The sequence below is a fragment of the Sphingomonas faeni genome (assembly GCF_030817315.1).
In the GTDB taxonomy this organism is placed as follows: Bacteria; Pseudomonadota; Alphaproteobacteria; order Sphingomonadales; family Sphingomonadaceae; genus Sphingomonas; species Sphingomonas faeni_C.
In genome coordinates, this window is record NZ_JAUSZF010000001.1 from 1761365 (window position 1) to 1779593 (window position 18229).

Sequence of the window (18229 nt, forward strand, 5' to 3'; positions counted from 1 at the left end):
ATGCATGTTGGCTTTGGACGCCAGATTTCGACTGGAGCGCTTCGGTAAAGTACGCGTATGTTGAGGCATGGCAATCGATCCAGAATCGGCACGCACTGCCGAGAACCTTCTGAAGGTCCGCGGCATGCGCGGCGACATCTTCCCGAGCGAAATATTCGACGAGCATGCCTGGAACATGATGCTTCGGCTGTACGTCGTGGAGGCTCGCGACGAACAAGTATCGGCGACCGACCTGATAACGCTGACCGAGACGCCCCCGGCCGTAGGGCAGCGCTGGCTCGCGCACCTCGTCGCGGATGCGCAGATCGAGCCCTATGCCGACGGCGGTGCGATCTCGCTGACGCGCCCCGCGGTCGATCGTCTTAATGCGTTCCTGCGACGCGCGGCCGGCGTGCATCGGAGCGATGATCCGGCCTGACGCGTCCGTCTCCGCGGTTCTTCGTATGCGCGGTTCACCCGGGGGCGCCTGACGAGGTTTGCGAGTTTACGGAATAACGGCCTGCTGCGTCACCGCGCCCTTCCCCGATCCGCTCACCCTTGCTAAGGCCCTCCCGGTAACAGCATTTTTGCTCGGTCCCCGACGCGCCCGCGTGGCCTATAAGGCTGCTTTCCCCTCGGCGCCCGGTGGCCCGACGCCCACGGGAAGGACCCCTATGACTGCCATTGGCCAGGATACCCTCAAGACCCGCACCAGCCTGTCGACCGGCGGCAAGTCGTACGACTATTACAGCCTCGCCAAGGCGTCGGAACAGCTCGGCGACATCAGCCGCCTGCCCTTCTCGATGAAGGTCCTTCTGGAGAACCTGCTCCGCTTCGAGGACGGCGTGACGGTCACGCGCGAGGACATCCAGGCGATCGTCGACTGGCAGAAGGAACGCCGCAGCGACCGCGAGATCCAGTATCGCCCTGCGCGCGTGCTGATGCAGGACTTCACCGGCGTGCCCTGCGTGGTCGATCTCGCCGCGATGCGCGACGCGATGACCAAGCTCGGCGGCAATCCCGAGAAGATCAACCCGCAGGTTCCCGTCCACCTCGTCATCGATCACTCGGTGATGGTCGACGAGTTCGGCACCCCGCAGGCTTTCCATGACAACGTCGACCTCGAATATGAGCGCAACATCGAGCGCTACGAGTTCCTCAAGTGGGGCAGCAAGGCGCTCGACAATTTCCAGGTCGTCCCCCCCGGCACCGGCATCTGCCACCAGGTGAACCTCGAATATATCGGCCAGGCCGTCTGGTCGTCGGCTAGCTCGGGCGACCACGGCGACGGCACGATGATCGCGTATCCGGACACGCTGGTCGGTACCGACAGCCACACGACGATGATCAACGGTCTCGGCGTGCTCGGCTGGGGCGTCGGCGGGATCGAGGCCGAGGCCGCGATGCTCGGCCAGCCCGTGTCGATGCTGATCCCCGAGGTCGTCGGCTTCAAGCTGACCGGCGCGCTGAACGAGGGCATCACCGCCACCGATCTCGTGCTGACCGTCACGCAGATGCTGCGCGCCAAGGGCGTGGTCGGCCGCTTCGTCGAGTTCTTCGGCCCAGGCCTGTCGTCGATGACGCTCGCCGATCGCGCGACGATCGCCAACATGGCGCCCGAATACGGCGCGACCTGCGGCTTCTTCCCGATCGACGACAAGACGCTCGATTACATGCGCCTCACGGCACGCTCGGACGAGAATGTCGAGCTGGTTGAAGCATACGCAAAGGCCAACGGCTTCTGGCGCGACGAGAACGCCGAGGACCCCGTCTTCACCGACACGCTCGAACTCGACATGGGTACCGTCGTCGCATCGCTCGCCGGCCCGAAGCGCCCGCAGGACCGCGTCAGCCTCAACAAGGTCGACGAGGTGTTCAACAGCGACCTCCACAAGCTGTACCACAAGGAGCAGCCCGCGCGCGTTGCCGTGGAAGGCCGCGAGCATGACATCGGCGACGGCGACGTCGTAATTGCCGCGATCACCAGCTGCACCAACACCTCGAACCCGTCGGTGCTGGTCGCCGCCGGTCTCGTCGCCCGCAAGGCGAATGCACTCGGCCTGAAGTCGAAGCCTTGGGTCAAGACGTCGCTGGCCCCAGGTTCGCAGGTCGTCACCGACTATCTCGACAAGGCCGGTCTCACCGCCGACCTGAACGCGCTCGGCTTCAACCTCGTCGGTTATGGCTGCACGACCTGCATCGGCAACTCGGGGCCGCTCGCGCCGGCGATCTCGGCCGCGATCAACGAGAACGATCTCGTCGCCGCGTCGGTGCTGTCGGGCAACCGCAACTTCGAAGGCCGCGTGTCGCCCGACGTCCGCGCCAACTTCCTCGCCTCGCCGCCGCTGGTGGTCGCCTATGCGATCAAGGGCACCGTCACGACCGACATGATCGAGACGCCGCTGGGCCAGGGGTCGGATGGCCAGGACGTGTATCTGCGCGACATCTGGCCGACCAACGAGGAAGTCCGCACGACGATGGACGCCAACATCGACGCCGGCATGTTCGGTGCGCGCTACGGCGACGTCTATGCGGGCGACGCCAAGTGGCGCGAGATCGACGTCACCGGCTCGGACACCTACGCATGGCGCGCAGGGTCGACCTATGTCGCCAACCCGCCCTATTTCGAGGGTCTCAGCATGACGCCGTCGCCGGTGCAGGACATCATCGACGCCAAGCCGCTCGCGATCCTCGGCGATTCGATCACCACCGATCACATCTCGCCGGCCGGTTCGATCAAGGCGGACAGCCCGGCCGGGCGCTTCCTGCAGGAGCATCAGGTCAGCAAGGCCGACTTCAACAGCTATGGCGCACGCCGCGGCAACCATGACGTGATGATGCGCGGCACCTTCGCCAACATCCGCATCAAGAACGAGATGGTCCCCGGCGTCGAAGGCGGCATGTCGAAGTACGACGGCGAAGTCATGGCGATCTACGACGCAGCGATGCGCTTCAAGCAGGACGGCACGCCGCTCGTCATCGTCGCCGGCAAGGAATACGGCACCGGCTCGTCGCGCGACTGGGCGGCGAAGGGCACCAACCTGCTCGGCGTCCGCGCCGTCATCACCGAGAGCTTCGAGCGCATCCACCGCTCGAACCTGGTCGGCATGGGCGTACTGCCGTTGCAGTTCGCCGAAGGCACCGATCGTAAGACGCTCGGCCTCGACGGTTCGGAAACGTTCACGATCCTCGACGTCGCGAGCATCCGCCCGCGTCAGGACGTGACCGTGAAGATGACCCGCGCCGACGGCACCAGCGAAACGTTCCAGACCAAGTGCCGGATCGATACCGTCAACGAGCTGGAATATTTCCTCAACGGCGGCATCCTCCACTACGTCCTGCGCAAGCTGGCCGCGTAAGACATGAAGACGCCATCCCGGAGCCTTCCGGGGTGGCGGTACCGCTCGAAACACCGTCGCCTCGGCTAACGCCGAGGGGCGGTTTTTTTGTGGAGTATGAAGAGCCGCGCAGCCTGGAAACCAGCGCCGCCGGATAAAAAAGGCGGGGCGATCGCAAGGACCGCCCCGTAGTTCAGGGAGAAGACCGGGACAGGGGAGACCCGATCAAGTCGCCGTCCACAGGGGGAGAGGGAGCGGCGACGCACCCTCCTTCGTCGCGATATGTTGCAGTGATGTGTCGAACGCGAAGAATGACGAACTTTTCACCAAACGCTGCCTACCTCGTTCTCCCGCGAAAGCGGGAGCCCAGGGTTCCAAGCACCGACGATAACGCCCCCCGTGCTCCCACCATCGCCGCCTTCACCCATCGGGAGCGGAAAGGGCACGCCGGCTCTTGCCGGTGGTAAGGGCAAGGCCAAGCCTTAGCGTCTAGAAAACGTCCGCCCCGCCACCGCATCCAGCTTCGCCACCAACGCCGGATCGCGAGCCTCCCGCGCCGTAATGATCGCACTATCCAGGCACGTATCGATCGGCGAAGCCTCCCGCTCCGCCGGCAACGCGCACAGCAACGCCATCACCATCGCCCGAGCCTTCGCAGCATTCGCACCAAGCTGCGCCACGACCTGCGCGACGTCGACACCGGCCTCGTCCTCACGCCAGCAATCATAATCCGTCACCATGCCGACCAGCGCGTACGGAAGCTCCGCCTCGCGCGCAAGCTTGGCCTCGGGCATCGCCGTCATCCCGATCACGTCGCAACCCCATTGCCGGTAGAGGCGGCTTTCCGCGCGCGTCGAGAACTGCGGGCCTTCCATCGCCAGATAGGTCCCACGATCATCCACCTGCGCCCCCGCCTCCCGCGCAGCGTCGACCGCATAGCGCGAGAGTCGCGGGCAAACCGGGTCCGCCATAGACACATGCGCAACCAAGCCGGTGCCGAAAAAGCTCGAGGGCCGCCCCTTGGTCCGATCGATGAATTGGTCGACGACAGTGAAACTCCCCGGCGGCCGCTGCTCGACCAGCGACCCGACCGACGACACCGCCAGCACGTCGGTCACGCCAAGCCGCTTCAACGCGTCGATGTTCGCGCGCGCGTTGAGGTCGGAGGGGGAAATCCGGTGACCCCGCCCATGTCGCGGCAGGAACGCCACCCCAACGTGCCCAACCCGCCCGGTATAGATCGCATCCGACGGTTCGCCCCACGGCGTCTCGACGGTTTGCCAGCGCCCATCCTCGATCCCGCCGACCGCGTACAGTCCCGAACCGCCGATGATGCCGATGGTCCAGCCGGTCACTCTGCCCCCCTCACTCGGCAAGCGCCCTCGGCCGCGCGTAAACGAAGTAGATCACCAGCCCGAGCAAGTTCCACAACCCGAAATACAGCTGAGTCTTCGAAGGCAGGCTGAAGAACAGATACAGGCACCCAAGAATACCGATCGTACCTACCAACGTCGCAGCCGGAGCGCGGAACGTCCGGATCGCGTCGGGCGCACGACGGCGCATCACCAGCATGCACGCACAGACCGCGACGAACGCCGCAAGCGTGCCAGCGTTGGCCAATGCAGCGATCTCGGCGAGCGGCAACAGGCCTGCGATCACCGCAACAATCGCCGCCGTAATCCACGTGATGCGGACGGGCGCGCCCCGCTTCGAGACCTTGGCGAGGCTCAACGGGAGCAACCCGTCGCGCGCCATCGTGAAAAAGATGCGGCTCTGCCCGAACAGGAACGCGAGCAGCACCGTCGGCAACGCTATCACCGCCGACGCGCCAAGAAACGTTGCGAACCCCGGCCGGCCGATCTCACGCAGGATCAGCGCGAGCGGCTCTGCGCTCCCCGCAAACCGGGTGTAGGACAACGCGCCGACCGCAGCGACCGCTACGAGGATGTAGATGGCGATGCAGACGACCATCGACCCGACGATACCGATCGCCAGATCGCGTCCCGGGTTCTTCGTTTCCTCCGCCGCGGTCGAGATCGCATCGAAGCCATAGAACGCGAAGAAGATGATTGCCGCCGCCGCCATCACCCCGCGCTCGGCACCGTCGGGCGCGACCGCCTTGGGGAAGCCGTAGGGCATGAACGGATGCAGGTTGGCAGCGTTGAAATACTTAAGCGCGATGAACACGAACACGGTCAGCGCGATCATCTTCACGCCGACCAGCACCGCGTTCAGCGTCGCACTCTCGCGCGTGCCGAAGGACAGCACGCCAGCCACGACCGCGATGATGAAGATCGCCGGCACGTTGAGGATACCGCCAAGCTCGGGGCTAAGCGTCAGCGCCTCGGGAAAGCCGAACGCACCGCGCAGCAATGGCGCCGCGTACCCCGACCAGCCGACCGCAACGGTCGACACCACCAACGAATATTCGAGGATCAGCGACCAGCCGATCACCCACGCGATCAGCTCACCCAGCACAACATAGCTATAGGTGTACGCACTGCCTGAGGCGGGGATCATCGTCGCCATCTCGGCATAGGCAAGCGCCGCGCAGGCACAGATCCCGCCGGCGATGATGAACGACAGGATCACGGCGGGCCCGGCGAGCCCCGCACCCACGCCGATCAGCGTCAGGATGCCGGTACCGACGATCCCGCCGACGCCCATCGCGACCAGATGCGGCCACGACAGGGTCCGCGCGAGCTGATGCTCGGGCGGCTGCTCGATGACGATTTTTCGGCGAAACAGACTGGCCACTTATATCCCCTTTGTTGCCGCGGGGAGTGGCACAGGAGGGGCGCAACGGGCAAGGCCAGCGGCTTTTCCCGCCTTTGCAGCAAGCGCATTGCCGGAATGATCCGGACGGGAAAGATTACGCAATCGAAAGGACGCCGCCCCCTCTTGCTCCCCTCCCTGAAAGGGAGGGGCTGGGGGTGGGTCGGCCCGCTTATGCCGCCGACGTTCGATGATACGGAACCCGACCCACCCCCGCCCCCTCCCTTCCAGGGAGGGGAGAAAATCGATCCGCCTTACCGTGAATTCGGAGGCGTCTTAAACGGTAAAGCTCTCACCACACCCGCACGCACCCTTGGCGTTTGGATTCTGAAACACGAACCCAGCGGTAAAGTCGTCCTCGACCCAATCCATCGTCGACCCGATCAGATACAGGATCGACCCGCCATCAACGAACAAGGTCCCCCCCGGCGTATCGATCCGCTCATCGAACGGCTTGGCCTCGGTGACATAATCCACAGAGTAAGCCAGCCCCGAACACCCCCGCTTGGGGGTCGACAGCTTCACGCCGATAGCGTCAGCCGGCGCGCGCGCCATCAAATCCGCGATCCGCGCATGCGCCGTCGCCGTGAGGTTCAGCGCCGCCGGCCGTGCTCGCAATGTCATCGCCATGATCGTCCTTCCTTCCCCCCTCCCGCAAGCGGGAAGGGCCGGGGGTGGGCTCCCGGCCAGCCACTCATAATCGTCGTTCGCAAGGTGAGCGCGCGCCCACCCCCTGCCCCCTCCCGCCTGCGGGAGGGGAAGCAGAAGTCAGAGCATACCCAGCTCTAACTTCGCCTCGTCCGACATCTTCTGCGGATCCCAAGGCGGATCCCAAACGAGGTTCACCTCCGCAAACCCGACCCCAGGCACCGACCCAACGCGCATCTCGACCTCCGCCGGCATCGACTCCGCGACCGGACAGTTCGGCGTGGTCAGCGTCATCGCCACCACCGCATGCCCGTCCTCGGTCACCTCGACACCGTAAATCAGCCCTAGGTCGTAAATGTTCACCGGGATCTCGGGATCGTAGATCTCCTTCAGCGCATCGATGATCGCATCATACACCGCGCCACCGGGCTCGCCGGGCAAATCCACCTGCGGCTTCTGGGCGAGAAAACCGGCAAGATAATCCCGCTTACGCTCCGCGTCGGAGTCCGTCTCCATGACGACGCGCGCCTTAGGCGGCGATGCGACGGCATCCACTTCCTCGATCTCGAACCGATCGCTCATCCAAAAATCCTCGTTACTCGCTCGATACCGCGCACCAGCGCCTCGACGTCCGCGGGCCCGTTATACACGCCGAAGCTCGCGCGTGCCGTCGCTTCGACCCCCAGCGCCTCCATAAGCGGCTGTGCGCAGTGATGGCCGGCACGGATCGCGACGCGCTCCTCGTCCAATATGGTGCCGATGTCGTGCGGATGAACCCCCTCGATCGTGAAGCTCACGATCCCCGCCGAGTCCGCCGGGCCATACAGGCGTACGGAGTTGATCGACGACAACGCTTCACGCGTGGCGGTCACCAGCGCCGTCTCATGCGCGTGGATCGCGTCCAGACCGATGCTCTCGACATACTCGATCGCGGCATGCAGCCCGAGCGCGCCGACGATATGCGGCGTCCCCGCCTCGAACCGACCCGGCGGCGGCGCGTAGGTGGTCTTCGCGAACGACACCTTGTCGATCATCGATCCGCCGCCCTGATACGGCGGCATCGCGTCAAGCAGTTCCGGCTTGGCCCACAGCACGCCGATCCCGGTCGGACCGTACAGCTTGTGCCCGGAGAACACGTAGAAATCGCAGCCGATCGCCTTCACGTCGACCGCAATCCGCGGCACCGACTGGCACCCGTCGAGCAGGATCTTCGCCCCGACCGAATGCGCGATTTCCGTCGCGCGCTTGGCGTCGAGCACCGACCCAAGCACGTTCGAGACATGCCCGAGCGCGACCAGCTTGTGCGCCGGCGTAATCATCCGCTCCATCGCGTCGAGGTCGATGCGATGGTCCGGCGTCAGCGGCAGAACGTCGATCGCCGCGCCCACACGTTCGGCGACCATCTGCCAAGGCACGATGTTCGAATGATGCTCCAGCATCGACAGCATGATGCGGTCGCCCGCCTTCAACTGCGCGCCGGCCCAGCATTGCGCGACCAGATTGATCGCCTCGGTAGCCCCGCGCACGAACACGATCTCATCCGCCGAACCCGCACCGATAAACCGCGCCACAGCCTTACGTGCCGCCTCATAGGCGACCGTCATGTCCGCCGAACGCTGGTACACGCCGCGGTGCACGGTCGCGTAAGTCTCGCCATACGCACGCGTGATCGCGTCGACCACGACCTGCGGCTTCTGCGCGGTGGCGGCGGTGTCGAGATACGCCCAGCCCTCGGGGATCGCGGGGAAATCCGACAGGCGATCCAGAGGGCGCGTTTCGGTCAGCAAACTCATCTTCCCCCCTCCCTGAAAGGGAGGGGTCGGGGGTGGGTCGGCCGCTGAGACTCGGTCACGTCAGCCAACGAGCCGACCCACCCCCAGCCCCTCCCTTCCAGGGAGGGGAGCGCGTTCCGCCCGCTCACAACGCCCGCTCCAGCCAAGCATCCGCATCCGCCACGAAAGCCTCCCGCACCGTCTCGTCCGCGATCTGCGCGAACGCATCGCCGACGAACGCGCGCGTGAGCAGCGCCTGCGCCTTGGCATGCGGAATCCCGCGGCTCTGCATGTAGAACAGTGCGCGCTGGTCGAGTTCGCCGACCGTCGCGCCGTGCGCACACTTCACATCGTCCGCGAAGATCTCCAGCTCGGGCTTCAGGTTCACCGTGGCGGTCCGCTGCAAAAGCAGCCCGCGCAACGACTGCACCCCGTCGGTCTTCTGGGCATCGCGCGCCACCTCGACCCGCGCCGCGAGGCTCGCCGTCGACTTGTCCGCCGCCACCGCGCGCCAGATCTGCTTGCTCTGCCCGTTCAGCGCCGCATGCCGCACCGACACCGCGCACTCCTGCCGCTGGTCGTTCCGAGTCAGCAACGCGCCGCCATATTCGGCGAACGCATCGTCGCCCGAGACGATGATCGACCCGTCGATCCGCGTGCCCGCATCGCCGGCGCCGAGCACCGTCGCGATCAGGCTGGCACCCGCATGGATGTCCACCTCGTCGCGCAACGACACGAAGCCATCGCCCTGCAACAACCGCACCGCCCGCGTCAGCTTGGCACCCTTGCCGAGCGTCATCCGCGTCGACCGGTTCGACCAGCCGGCCCCGACATACGTCTCGACCACCGACGCGCTCGCGCCATCGGCGAGCAGTATCTCAGCGGGAAGCTGGTTCTCGCCGCCGGTCGCGATGTGGACGATCTGGAGAAGCTCCGCCGCAGCGTTCGCCTCGACCCGGATCGACCAGCCGGTCCCGGTCGTACGACGCCCAAGCACATGCGCGCCGCCATCGACGTGCGCGATCGCGACATGCCGCAGATCGCTCCGAACCTCGTCAAGCACCCCATCGACGAACACCGCCCGCGCACCCGGCAAGTCCAAAAACCACTCGCCAGCATCTGACGCAACGCCACGGGGCAGTTCAGCCGCCGCAACAATCGCCGCCGGATCACCCCAGCGCCACGATTCCTCACGCGTCGAGGGAAGTTCCATAACCGCGCTCATCGTGCACCCACTGCGCAGAAGAGGGGTTCACGCGGAGACGCGGAGACGCGGAGGAAAAGAAGAAAAGTACCCGTAAGGGCTCCAAAACCACGATCGACGATAGGACGCGGGAGCGTTGCCGATGCGACGACACCTCCGCGTCTCCGCGTCTCCGCGTGAACCAATTTTCTTCTATAAATGCCTGCGGCGCGAAGATGACTCATGCGGCGATCCCCACATAGCCTTCGCTCTCGAGCTGCTGCGCCAATTCCTTGCCGCCCGAGCGGACGATCCGCCCATCGGCCAGCACGTGCACGAAGTCCGGCTCCACGTAATCGAGCAACCGCTGGTAATGCGTGATCAGCAGCACAGCCTTGTCGGGCGCGCGCATGATGCGGTTGATGCCGTCGCCGACGACGCGCAGCGCATCGATATCTAGGCCCGAATCGGTCTCGTCGAGGATCGCGAACTTCGGGTTGACGATACCCATCTGGACCATCTCGTTGCGCTTCTTCTCGCCGCCCGAAAAGCCGACGTTCACCGGCCGCTTGAGCATGTCGTAATCCATGCCGAGCAGATCCGCCTGCCCGCGCGCAAGCTTCAGGAACTCACCCCCCGACAGCGGCTTCTCGTCCCGCGTCGCGCGCTGGGCATTGAGCGCCTCGCGCAGGAACTGGACGTTCGACACGCCGGGGATCTCGACCGGATACTGGAAGCCGAGGAACACGCCCGCCGCGGCGCGCTCGTGCGCCTCCAGCTCGAGCAGGTCGACGCCGTCGAACGTCACCGAACCCGCCGTCACCTCATAGCCGGGCCGCCCGCCGAGCACATAGCCCAGCGTCGACTTGCCTGCCCCGTTCGGCCCCATGATCGCGTGCACCTCGCCCGCGTTCACTTCGAGCGACAGGCCCTTGAGGATTTCCTTGCCGTCGATCTCGGCGTGAAGGTTTTCAATTTTCAGCATTATTTACGAACTCATCGAAAGCGTTATCAATTAGGCCAATCTCGTATTTCGGCCACGAACCACCTTTTTCGGCGGCAACCCGTAGACTTCGGCAGCGACTTTTCCGAATGTCTGCGACGCGCGATCTTGCTCGGAGCGGTAATTGCTTCATCTCCCCTCGGAGCGCACGATCTTTACCGTATAAACAATCGAGGTATGTTGCAGCGGCAGGCGACGGTTGATCCGAAGCAAGGCCAGGGCGGGCTACTAAAACGCTCGCTAGGACAATGGTGCGAACCAACCTGCTGGTCACCCCACGGAGCCTTCCAACGAAATCCCCAACAGCTTCTGCGCTTCGACCGCGAACTCCATCGGGAGCTGTTGCAACACTTCCCGCGCAAAGCCATTCACGATCAGCGCCACTGCCGCCTCCTGGTCCAGCCCGCGCGACATCGCGTAGAACAGTTGGTCCTCGGAGATCTTCGACGTCGTCGCCTCATGCTCGATCTGCGCGGACGGGTTGCGGACCTCGATATACGGCACGGTATGCGCGCCGCACTGGTCGCCCAGCAGCAGGCTGTCGCACTGGGTGAAGTTCCGCACACCCTCGGCAGTCGGCGCGACGCGCACCAAGCCTCGGTACGTGTTGTCCGAACGCCCGGCCGAAATCCCCTTCGACACGATCGTCGATCGCGTGTTCTTGCCGAGGTGGATCATCTTCGTGCCGGTATCGGCCTGCTGGCGATTGTTCGTCACCGCGACCGAATAGAACTCGCCGACCGAGCCATCGCCAAGCAGCACGCACGACGGATATTTCCACGTAATCGCGCTGCCGGTCTCGACCTGAGTCCAGCTGACCTTCGAGTTCTTGCCCTGGCACAACGCACGCTTGGTGACGAAGTTGTAGATCCCGCCGACGCCGTTCTCGTCGCCCGGATACCAGTTCTGCACGGTCGAATATTTGATCTCGGCATCGTCGAGCACGACCAGTTCGACCACGGCGGCATGCAACTGGTTCTCGTCGCGCATCGGCGCGGTGCAGCCCTCGAGATACGAGACGTACGAACCCTTGTCCGCCACGATCAGCGTGCGCTCGAACTGCCCGGTATTCTCCGCGTTGATCCGGAAGTACGTCGACAGCTCCATCGGGCAGCGCACGCCCTCGGGAATGTAGACGAACGTCCCGTCTGAGAAGACCGCCGAATTGAGCGTCGCGAAATAGTTATCGCGCTGCGGCACGACCTTGCCGAGCCATTTCCGGACGAGATCGGGATATTCCTTGATCGCCTCGGAGATCGAGCGGAAGATCACGCCCGCAGCCTCCAACTCCTTGCGGAACGTGGTCGCGACCGAGACGCTGTCGAACACCGCATCGACCGCGACGCGGCGCTTCGGCGTGCCGTCCTCGTTCAGCGGATCCTCGACCACGCCAGCCAGCATCTTCTGCTCGCTGATCGGAATGCCGAGCTTCTCGTAGACGCGCAGGATCTCGGGATCGACTTCGTCGAGCGACCCGAGCTTCGGCTTCGCCTTGGGCTCCGCGTAATAATACGCGTCCTGGTAGTCGATCGGGGGGACGTTGAGCTTCGACCAATCGGGCGCCTCCATCGTCTGCCACAATGCGAACGCCTTCAGCCGCCAGTCGAGCATCCACTGCGGCTCGCCCTTCTTGGCGGAAATGAAGCGCACCGTGTCTTCCGACAGACCCTTGGGCGCGAATTCCTGTTCGATGTCCGAGGAGAAACCCCACTCGTACGTCTTGTTCGCGGCGGCATAGGCCTCTGCGTTCCGGGTAGCCATCATCTGTCCTCGGCCGCAAAGCGGCTCTCTAAAATCTTCGCGCCTTTGCGCCTTTGCGTGAACAGAATCTTCTCACGCGAAGGCGCAAAGGCGCGAAGGAAGGAATAGGGCGCTGCGCGCGTCATGCGGGCACCTGCGAAAGGGGGGCTTGCGAAAGGGGGGCTTGCGAAAGGCTGGCAAGCGACACGCCGGCGAGCGCACCGCGGACCGCGCCGTTGACCGCGTTCCAATGCGGCTTCACGCGGCAGCTCTGGTCGATGCAGCAATCCTGCGATGCGCCGTCGACGCACGCAGTCAGCGCGATCGGCCCCTCGACCGCCTCGATGATGTCGGCGAGCGAGATCATCGCGGGCGGCCGCGACAGGCGGAAACCGCCGCCGGTGCCGCGCGTACTCTCGATCAGCCCCGCAGCCGACAGCCGGCTGACCAGCTTCTGCACGGTCGGCAACGGCACGCCGGTCTCCTCGCTGAGCAGCGTCGCGTTCAGCCGCGCGATCCCGCCACAATGACGCGCCGCGGCGCTCATCATTACGACCGCATAGTCGGCTAAGCTGGAGAGACGCATGGTGGCTTCAGAGTCCAATCGGACCGATATGATCCGATTGATCAAATGGGCTTTGTGCAGTGCATCGTCAACCCGCGCACCCGTGCTAACGACTCGCAACTGGAAGCGGGTTTTGTGCCTGCGCACGACCCGAAAGCTTGACTTCCCCCCTCCCTGGAAGGGAGGGGTCGGGGGTGGGTCGGCTACTGATGCGAGGGCACGCCAACCAACGGACCAACCGACCCCCAGCCCCTCCAGGGAGGGGAGCAAGGATGAGCAATGGCCTTCTACCACCCGATCCTGTTCCGCCTCGACGCCGAGCGCGCGCATAGCCTGACCATCGCCGCGCTCGCCACGTGGGGGAAGGCCGGCACGCCGCTCGCCCCGAACGTACCAAGGCTCGCGACGACGGTTGCGGGGATCGCCTTCCCCAATCCCGTTGGCCTCGCGGCAGGCGTCGACAAGGACGGTCGCGCGATCGACGGCTTCTTCGGCCTCGGCCTAGGCAGCGTCGAGATCGGCACGCTCACCCCGCTCGTGCAACCGGGCAACCCGAAGCCCCGCATCTTCCGCCTCCCCGAAGACCGCGCCGTCATTAACCGCCTGGGCTTCAACAACGGCGGCCTCGATGGCGCGCTTCCCCGTGCACAGAGCGCAAAGCGCAACGGCATCCTCGGCATCAACGTCGGCGCGAACAAGGACGCGACCGATCGCACCGCCGACTATGTCCACGGCGTCACCCGCGCCGCGCCGCACGCCGACTACATCACCATAAACATCAGCTCCCCCAACACCCCCGGCCTGCGCGATCTCCAGCACGGCGCAGCGTTGCGCGATCTCCTCGCCGCGTGCACCGCGGCAAAGGGCACCACGCCGATCTTCCTGAAAGTCGCCCCCGATCTCGACCCCGCCGACATCGACGACATCGCCCGAGCAGCCCTCGACAACCGCATCGATGCACTGGTCGTCAACAACACGACGGTCTCCCGCCCAGGCCTACGCTCGGCCAACGCGAAGGAAACCGGCGGCCTGTCCGGTGCGCCCCTCGCCCCGCTAGCCCGCCAACGCCTGGCGGACTTCCGCAAGGCAACGGGCGCAGCAATCCCGCTGATCTCGGTCGGCGGCATCGACAGCGGCGGCGAAGCCTATGCCCGCCTCCGCGCCGGCGCGAGCCTCGTCCAGCTCTACACCGCTTTGGTGTACGAAGGCCCCGGCCTCCCCGCCCGCATCCTCCGCGACGTCGACGCGCTACTGACCCGCGACGGCTTTACCTCCGTCGCCGACGCGGTGGGTTTCGACGCCCGCTAACCCCACCCCCGTCATCCCAGCGAACGCTGGGATCTAGAGCCACGGATGTCGCCCTGTGTGACTCTGGATCCTCGGTCGAGTCCAGGATGACGGACATTTGGGGCTAACGGCTTGCCTCATACCCCAACCGCGCTACGCTCCCCCGCGATGAAGACCTCCCTTTTAGCGCTCGCCCTCCTCGTCCCCACCGCCACCGCAGAGGCGCGCCAACCCACCCCCGCCCCGGCCAAAGACCAAGGCATGGTCAGCGCCGCCGACCCCCGCGCAGCCGCCGCCGGCGTCGAGATCCTCCGCGCGGGCGGCAGCGCCACCGACGCCGCGATCGCCACGATGCTCGCGCTCAACGTCGTCGAGCCGCAAAGCTCCGGCATCGGCGGCGGCAGCTTCTGGGTCAGCCACGCGGCCGGCGGCACACTCAGCACGATCGACGCGCGCGAAGAAGCCCCCGCCGCCGCCGACGCGCGCTGGTTCTACGCCCCCGACGGCCAACCGCTGAGCCATAGGGAAGCGGTTCCCGGCGGCCGCAGCGTCGGCATCCCCGGCGCGCTCCGCGGCATGGCGCTCGCACACCGCGCCTCGGGCAAGCTCCCCTGGGCGCAGCTCTTCGCACCCGCGATCCGGCTCGCGACCAACGGCTTCCAGGCCACCCCCCGCCTCGTCAACGGCATGAAGTCCTACGGCGACCACGTCACGCCCGAGACCCGCGCGCTCTTCTCCGCCCCCGACGGCTCGCCAATCGCGATCGGCGCGACGATCAAGAACCCGCAGCAAGCCGCGTTCCTCCAGCGCATCGCCACCCAAGGCCCCGACAGCTTCTACGTCGGCCCCGAGGCGCAGAAAATCGTCACCGCGGTCAACACCGCCGCGCGCAATCCGTCGAAGATGACGCTCGGCGATCTCGCCAGCTACGACGCCAAGAACCGCCCGCCCGTCTGCGTCAAATACCGCGTCTACCGCGTCTGCGGCATGGGCCCGCCCTCGTCCGGCGGGGTCACCGTGCTGATGATCCTGAAGCAACTCGAACGCTTCGACATGGCAAAGCTCGGCAAGGACAACCCCCAGGCTTGGCACCTGTTCGCCGAATCCTCGCGCCTCGCCTATGCCGACCGCGACCTCTACGTCGGCGATCCCGATTTCGTCCGCGTCCCGGTGCAGGGCATGCTCGATACCAAGTATCTCGCGTCGCGCTCGGCACTCATCTCCCCCACCACGACGATGGCGACCGTCGCTCCGGGCACCCCCCCCGGCGCCCCCGCCCGCACCCGCGCCCCGGTCAGCGAAGTCGCCGGCACCACCGACATCGCCACGGCCGACGCTCGCGGTAACGTCGTCCAGGTGACCACCACCGTCGAGGGCTATTTCGGCTCTGGCATCACGGTCGACGGCACCGTCCTCAACAATCAGCTCACCGACTTCGACATCGTCCCCGAGAAGGACGGCGCGCTCGTCGCCAACCGCGTCGAAGGCGGCAAACGTCCGCGCAGCTCGATGGCGCCGACGATCGTCTACGGCCCCGACGGCAAGGTTCGCCTCGCGGTCGGCGCGGCAGGCGGCTCGACGATCATCGCGCAGGTGGCCAAGGCGATCATCGGCGTGGTCGACTGGAAACTGTCCGCACAGGACTCGATCGCGCTCGGGCTGCTCTACGCCCCCGGCCACGTCGCCGCGGCGGAAAAGGGTACCGCCCGCGAGGCGATGGTCCCCGCGTTGCAGGCGCTCGGCGAAACGGTCCAGGTTGCCTCACTCGGCCTGAAAGCAAACGCGATTGAGCGCGTCGCCGGCAAATGGGTCGGCGCGGCAGACCCCCGCAGCGAAGGCGTCGCGATGAGCCAGGACGGCACCGTCACCCGGATCCAGCGCGTCGGCGCCCTCCAGCGCGCGCCCGAATGACACCTACCTAACCCTTCGTCATCCTGGGCTCGACCCAGGATCCAGAGCCAGGAGCGATACCGTATATGGCTCTGGATCCCAGCTTTCGCTGGGATGACGAGTGTTGCTATACTGCCTTTGCACTGAAGCAAGCCGACCCATCAAAACATCGAGCTGCAAGAGCACGTCAGGAGAGACAATGGCCCGCCAGCTCGAACGATTCCCGAACCTCGTCACGATGTTCTTCACGCGCGCCGCGGAGAGAGGTGATGCGCCGTTCCTCTGGACCAAGACGAGCGGCACGTGGGTCGCCACGAGTTGGGCCGAAGCCGCGCGACAAGTCGCCAGCCTCGCCACCGCCCTCACCGCGATCGGCCTGAAACGCGGCGACCGCGTCATGCTGGTCAGCGAGAACCGCCCCGAATGGTGCCTCAGCGACCTCGCGATCATGGCGGCGGGGTGCATCACGGTGCCGACCTACGTCACCAACACCGAGCGCGATCACCTCCACATCATCGAGAATGCGGGCGCCTGCGCAATCATCGTCTCGACCGCGAAGCTCGCCAAGACGGTACTCCCCGCGGTGATCCGGTCGAACCAGGCGCAGACCGTCATCGGGCTCGAGGACATGAAGGTCCCTGCCTCCATCGACTTCCACAACTGGCACGCCCTGATCGCCGCGCACCAGACCGCGCCCGAAACCGCCGCCGCCCGCGCCGACTTCGCCCGCGAAGACCTCGCCTGCATCATCTACACCTCGGGCACCGGCGGCGCGCCGCGGGGCGTCATGCAGCACCACGGCGCGATCCTCCACAATTGCGCCGGCTGCGCGAGCGTGATCTCGGAGGATTTCGGCTGGGACGACGAGGTCTTCCTCTCGTTCCTGCCCTTGAGCCACGCCTACGAACACACCGGCGGCCAGCATTTCCCGATCTCGCTCGGCGGCCAGATCTATTACGCGGAAGGCCTCGAAAAGCTCGCCGCCAACATCGAGGAGACGCGCCCGACGATCATGTTCGTCGTCCCCCGCCTGTTCGAAGTCCTCCGCACGCGCATTTCGAAGACGATCGAGAAACAGGGCGGCGCCTCGGCGTACCTGCTGCGCCAAGCGCTCGACATCGGCGGCAAGCGCTACGCCGGTCGCCTCCGCCTGATCGACCGCCCGATGCAGGCCGCCGTCGCCACGCTCTTCAAACCCAAGATCTCGAAGAAGTTCGGCGGCCGGCTGAAGGCGATGATCTCCGGCGGCGCCCCCCTCAACCCCGAAGTCGGCCTGTTCTTCGAGTCGCTCGGGCTGACGTTCCTGCAGGGCTATGGCCAGACCGAAGCGGCCCCCGTCATCTCCTGCAACCGCCCCCAGGCCGGCGTCCGCATGGACTCGGTCGGCCCGGCGCTCAAGGACACCGAAGTCCGGATCGCCGAGGACGGCGAGATCCTGGTCCGCGGCGAACTCGTCATGCACGGCTATTGGCGCAACGACGCCGAGACCGCGAAGGTCCTCAAGGACGGCTGGCTCCACACCGGCGACATCGGCGAGATCGACGACCGCGGCCGTATCCGCATCACCGACCGCAAGAAGGACCTGATCATCAACGACAAGGGCGAGAACGTCGCCCCGCAAAAGGTCGAGGGCATGCTGACGCTCCAGCCCGAGATCGCGCAGGCGATGATCGCCGGCGACAAGCGCCCATACATGGTCGCGCTGGTCGTCCCCGATCCGGAGTGGACACAGGAATGGTGCGCGGGCAACGGCGATGCCTGCAGCTTCGCCCGGCTGGCCGAAAACAGCGAGTTCCGCACCGCGATCGGCCACGCGATCGAGCGGGTGAACAAGGATCTCACGGTGACGGAGCGCATCCGAAGGTTCGTGCTAGCGGACGGTCCGTTCACGATCGAGAACGAGCAACTGACCCCGAGTTTGAAGATCCGCCGCCATGTGTTGAGGCAGGTTTACGGCGAAAGGTTGGACGGCTTGTATAAGCCCTAAAACCTAACCCCCTCTCCCTTTAGGGGAGAGGGAGGGGCCCGCACGCTCTTGCGGGTGGGAGG

General features: G+C 65.7%; 14 protein-coding genes. 5 read left to right on the forward strand and 9 right to left on the reverse strand.

Going from position 1 to position 18229, the window contains the following annotated elements; translation table 11 throughout:
• Window positions 1–67: 67 nt before the first annotated feature.
• Window positions 68–418 (forward strand): hypothetical protein, encoded by a 351-nt coding sequence (locus QFZ54_RS08165; RefSeq protein ID WP_307086155.1) that lies wholly within the window; start codon window positions 68–70, stop codon window positions 416–418.
• A 235-nt stretch (window positions 419–653) separates the two neighbouring features.
• The gene (acnA, locus tag QFZ54_RS08170; RefSeq protein WP_307086158.1) at window positions 654–3338 is read left to right on the forward strand and encodes an aconitate hydratase AcnA; all 2685 of its coding nucleotides are present in this window, start codon (window positions 654–656) and stop codon (window positions 3336–3338) included.
• A 461-nt stretch (window positions 3339–3799) separates the two neighbouring features.
• On the opposite strand, the gene QFZ54_RS08175 is transcribed toward acnA, so the two are convergent.
• The 9 genes from QFZ54_RS08175 to QFZ54_RS08215 form a co-directional block, all read right to left on the reverse strand.
• Window positions 3800–4672, reverse strand: a complete 873-nt coding sequence (locus QFZ54_RS08175) for an S-methyl-5'-thioadenosine phosphorylase (RefSeq protein ID WP_307086160.1) — start codon at window positions 4670–4672, stop codon at window positions 3800–3802.
• Window positions 4673–4682: 10 nt separating this feature from the next.
• Window positions 4683–6074, reverse strand: a complete 1392-nt coding sequence (locus tag QFZ54_RS08180) for an amino acid permease (protein ID WP_307086162.1) — start codon at window positions 6072–6074, stop codon at window positions 4683–4685.
• 294 nt (window positions 6075–6368) lie between these two features.
• Window positions 6369–6722, reverse strand: coding sequence for a HesB/IscA family protein (locus QFZ54_RS08185; protein ID WP_307086164.1), 354 nt, complete (start codon window positions 6720–6722; stop codon window positions 6369–6371).
• Between the two features lie 138 nt (window positions 6723–6860).
• Window positions 6861–7322 carry an SUF system Fe-S cluster assembly protein gene (locus QFZ54_RS08190; RefSeq protein ID WP_307086165.1) on the reverse strand — a complete coding sequence of 154 codons (462 nt, stop codon included), beginning with the start codon at window positions 7320–7322 and terminating at the stop codon, window positions 6861–6863.
• Window positions 7319–8533, reverse strand: coding sequence for a cysteine desulfurase (locus tag QFZ54_RS08195; RefSeq protein ID WP_307086167.1), 1215 nt, complete (start codon window positions 8531–8533; stop codon window positions 7319–7321). The genes QFZ54_RS08190 and QFZ54_RS08195 overlap by 4 nt, the downstream gene beginning before the upstream one ends.
• Window positions 8534–8657: 124 nt before the next feature.
• On the reverse strand, window positions 8658–9737 hold the full coding sequence (locus tag QFZ54_RS08200; protein WP_307086170.1) for a SufB/SufD family protein: 1080 nt from the start codon (window positions 9735–9737) through the stop codon (window positions 8658–8660).
• 199 nt (window positions 9738–9936) lie between these two features.
• Entirely contained in the window at window positions 9937–10680 is a 744-nt protein-coding gene (gene sufC / locus QFZ54_RS08205; RefSeq protein WP_307086172.1) for a Fe-S cluster assembly ATPase SufC, read from the reverse strand.
• Between the two features lie 288 nt (window positions 10681–10968).
• Window positions 10969–12459: a Fe-S cluster assembly protein SufB gene (gene sufB / locus QFZ54_RS08210; RefSeq protein WP_307086173.1), complete on the reverse strand. Its 1491-nt coding sequence runs from the start codon at window positions 12457–12459 to the stop codon at window positions 10969–10971.
• A 121-nt stretch (window positions 12460–12580) separates the two neighbouring features.
• Window positions 12581–13024 (reverse strand): SUF system Fe-S cluster assembly regulator, encoded by a 444-nt coding sequence (locus QFZ54_RS08215; protein ID WP_307086175.1) that lies wholly within the window; start codon window positions 13022–13024, stop codon window positions 12581–12583.
• Window positions 13025–13282: 258 nt separating this feature from the next.
• Here QFZ54_RS08215 and QFZ54_RS08220 point away from each other — a divergent pair, with 258 nt between their 5' ends.
• From QFZ54_RS08220 to QFZ54_RS08230, 3 genes are all read left to right on the forward strand, one after another.
• The gene (locus QFZ54_RS08220; RefSeq protein ID WP_307086177.1) at window positions 13283–14311 is read left to right on the forward strand and encodes a quinone-dependent dihydroorotate dehydrogenase; all 1029 of its coding nucleotides are present in this window, start codon (window positions 13283–13285) and stop codon (window positions 14309–14311) included.
• Window positions 14312–14458: 147 nt separating this feature from the next.
• Window positions 14459–16201 carry a gamma-glutamyltransferase gene (gene ggt / locus QFZ54_RS08225; protein WP_307086180.1) on the forward strand — a complete coding sequence of 581 codons (1743 nt, stop codon included), beginning with the start codon at window positions 14459–14461 and terminating at the stop codon, window positions 16199–16201.
• A 178-nt stretch (window positions 16202–16379) separates the two neighbouring features.
• The gene (locus tag QFZ54_RS08230) at window positions 16380–18167 is read left to right on the forward strand and encodes an AMP-dependent synthetase/ligase (RefSeq protein ID WP_307086182.1); all 1788 of its coding nucleotides are present in this window, start codon (window positions 16380–16382) and stop codon (window positions 18165–18167) included.
• Window positions 18168–18229: the final 62 nt, after the last annotated feature.

What these genes read in the sequence shown, in the direction of transcription:
- QFZ54_RS08165 (WP_307086155.1), top strand. Translation starts at nt 68, where the DNA reads ATGGCAATCGATCCAGAATCGGCACGCACTGCCGAGAACCTTCTGAAG.
- acnA (WP_307086158.1), top strand. Translation starts at nt 654, where the DNA reads ATGACTGCCATTGGCCAGGATACCCTCAAGACCCGCACCAGCCTGTCG.
- QFZ54_RS08185 (WP_307086164.1), bottom strand. Translation starts at nt 6,722, where the DNA reads ATGGCGATGACATTGCGAGCACGGCCGGCGGCGCTGAACCTCACGGCG.
- QFZ54_RS08190 (WP_307086165.1), bottom strand. Translation starts at nt 7,322, where the DNA reads ATGAGCGATCGGTTCGAGATCGAGGAAGTGGATGCCGTCGCATCGCCG.
- QFZ54_RS08195 (WP_307086167.1), bottom strand. Translation starts at nt 8,533, where the DNA reads ATGAGTTTGCTGACCGAAACGCGCCCTCTGGATCGCCTGTCGGATTTC.
- QFZ54_RS08200 (WP_307086170.1), bottom strand. Translation starts at nt 9,737, where the DNA reads ATGAGCGCGGTTATGGAACTTCCCTCGACGCGTGAGGAATCGTGGCGC.
- sufC (WP_307086172.1), bottom strand. Translation starts at nt 10,680, where the DNA reads ATGCTGAAAATTGAAAACCTTCACGCCGAGATCGACGGCAAGGAAATC.
- sufB (WP_307086173.1), bottom strand. Translation starts at nt 12,459, where the DNA reads ATGGCTACCCGGAACGCAGAGGCCTATGCCGCCGCGAACAAGACGTAC.
- QFZ54_RS08215 (WP_307086175.1), bottom strand. Translation starts at nt 13,024, where the DNA reads ATGCGTCTCTCCAGCTTAGCCGACTATGCGGTCGTAATGATGAGCGCC.
- QFZ54_RS08220 (WP_307086177.1), top strand. Translation starts at nt 13,283, where the DNA reads ATGGCCTTCTACCACCCGATCCTGTTCCGCCTCGACGCCGAGCGCGCG.
- ggt (WP_307086180.1), top strand. Translation starts at nt 14,459, where the DNA reads ATGAAGACCTCCCTTTTAGCGCTCGCCCTCCTCGTCCCCACCGCCACC.
- QFZ54_RS08230 (WP_307086182.1), top strand. Translation starts at nt 16,380, where the DNA reads ATGGCCCGCCAGCTCGAACGATTCCCGAACCTCGTCACGATGTTCTTC.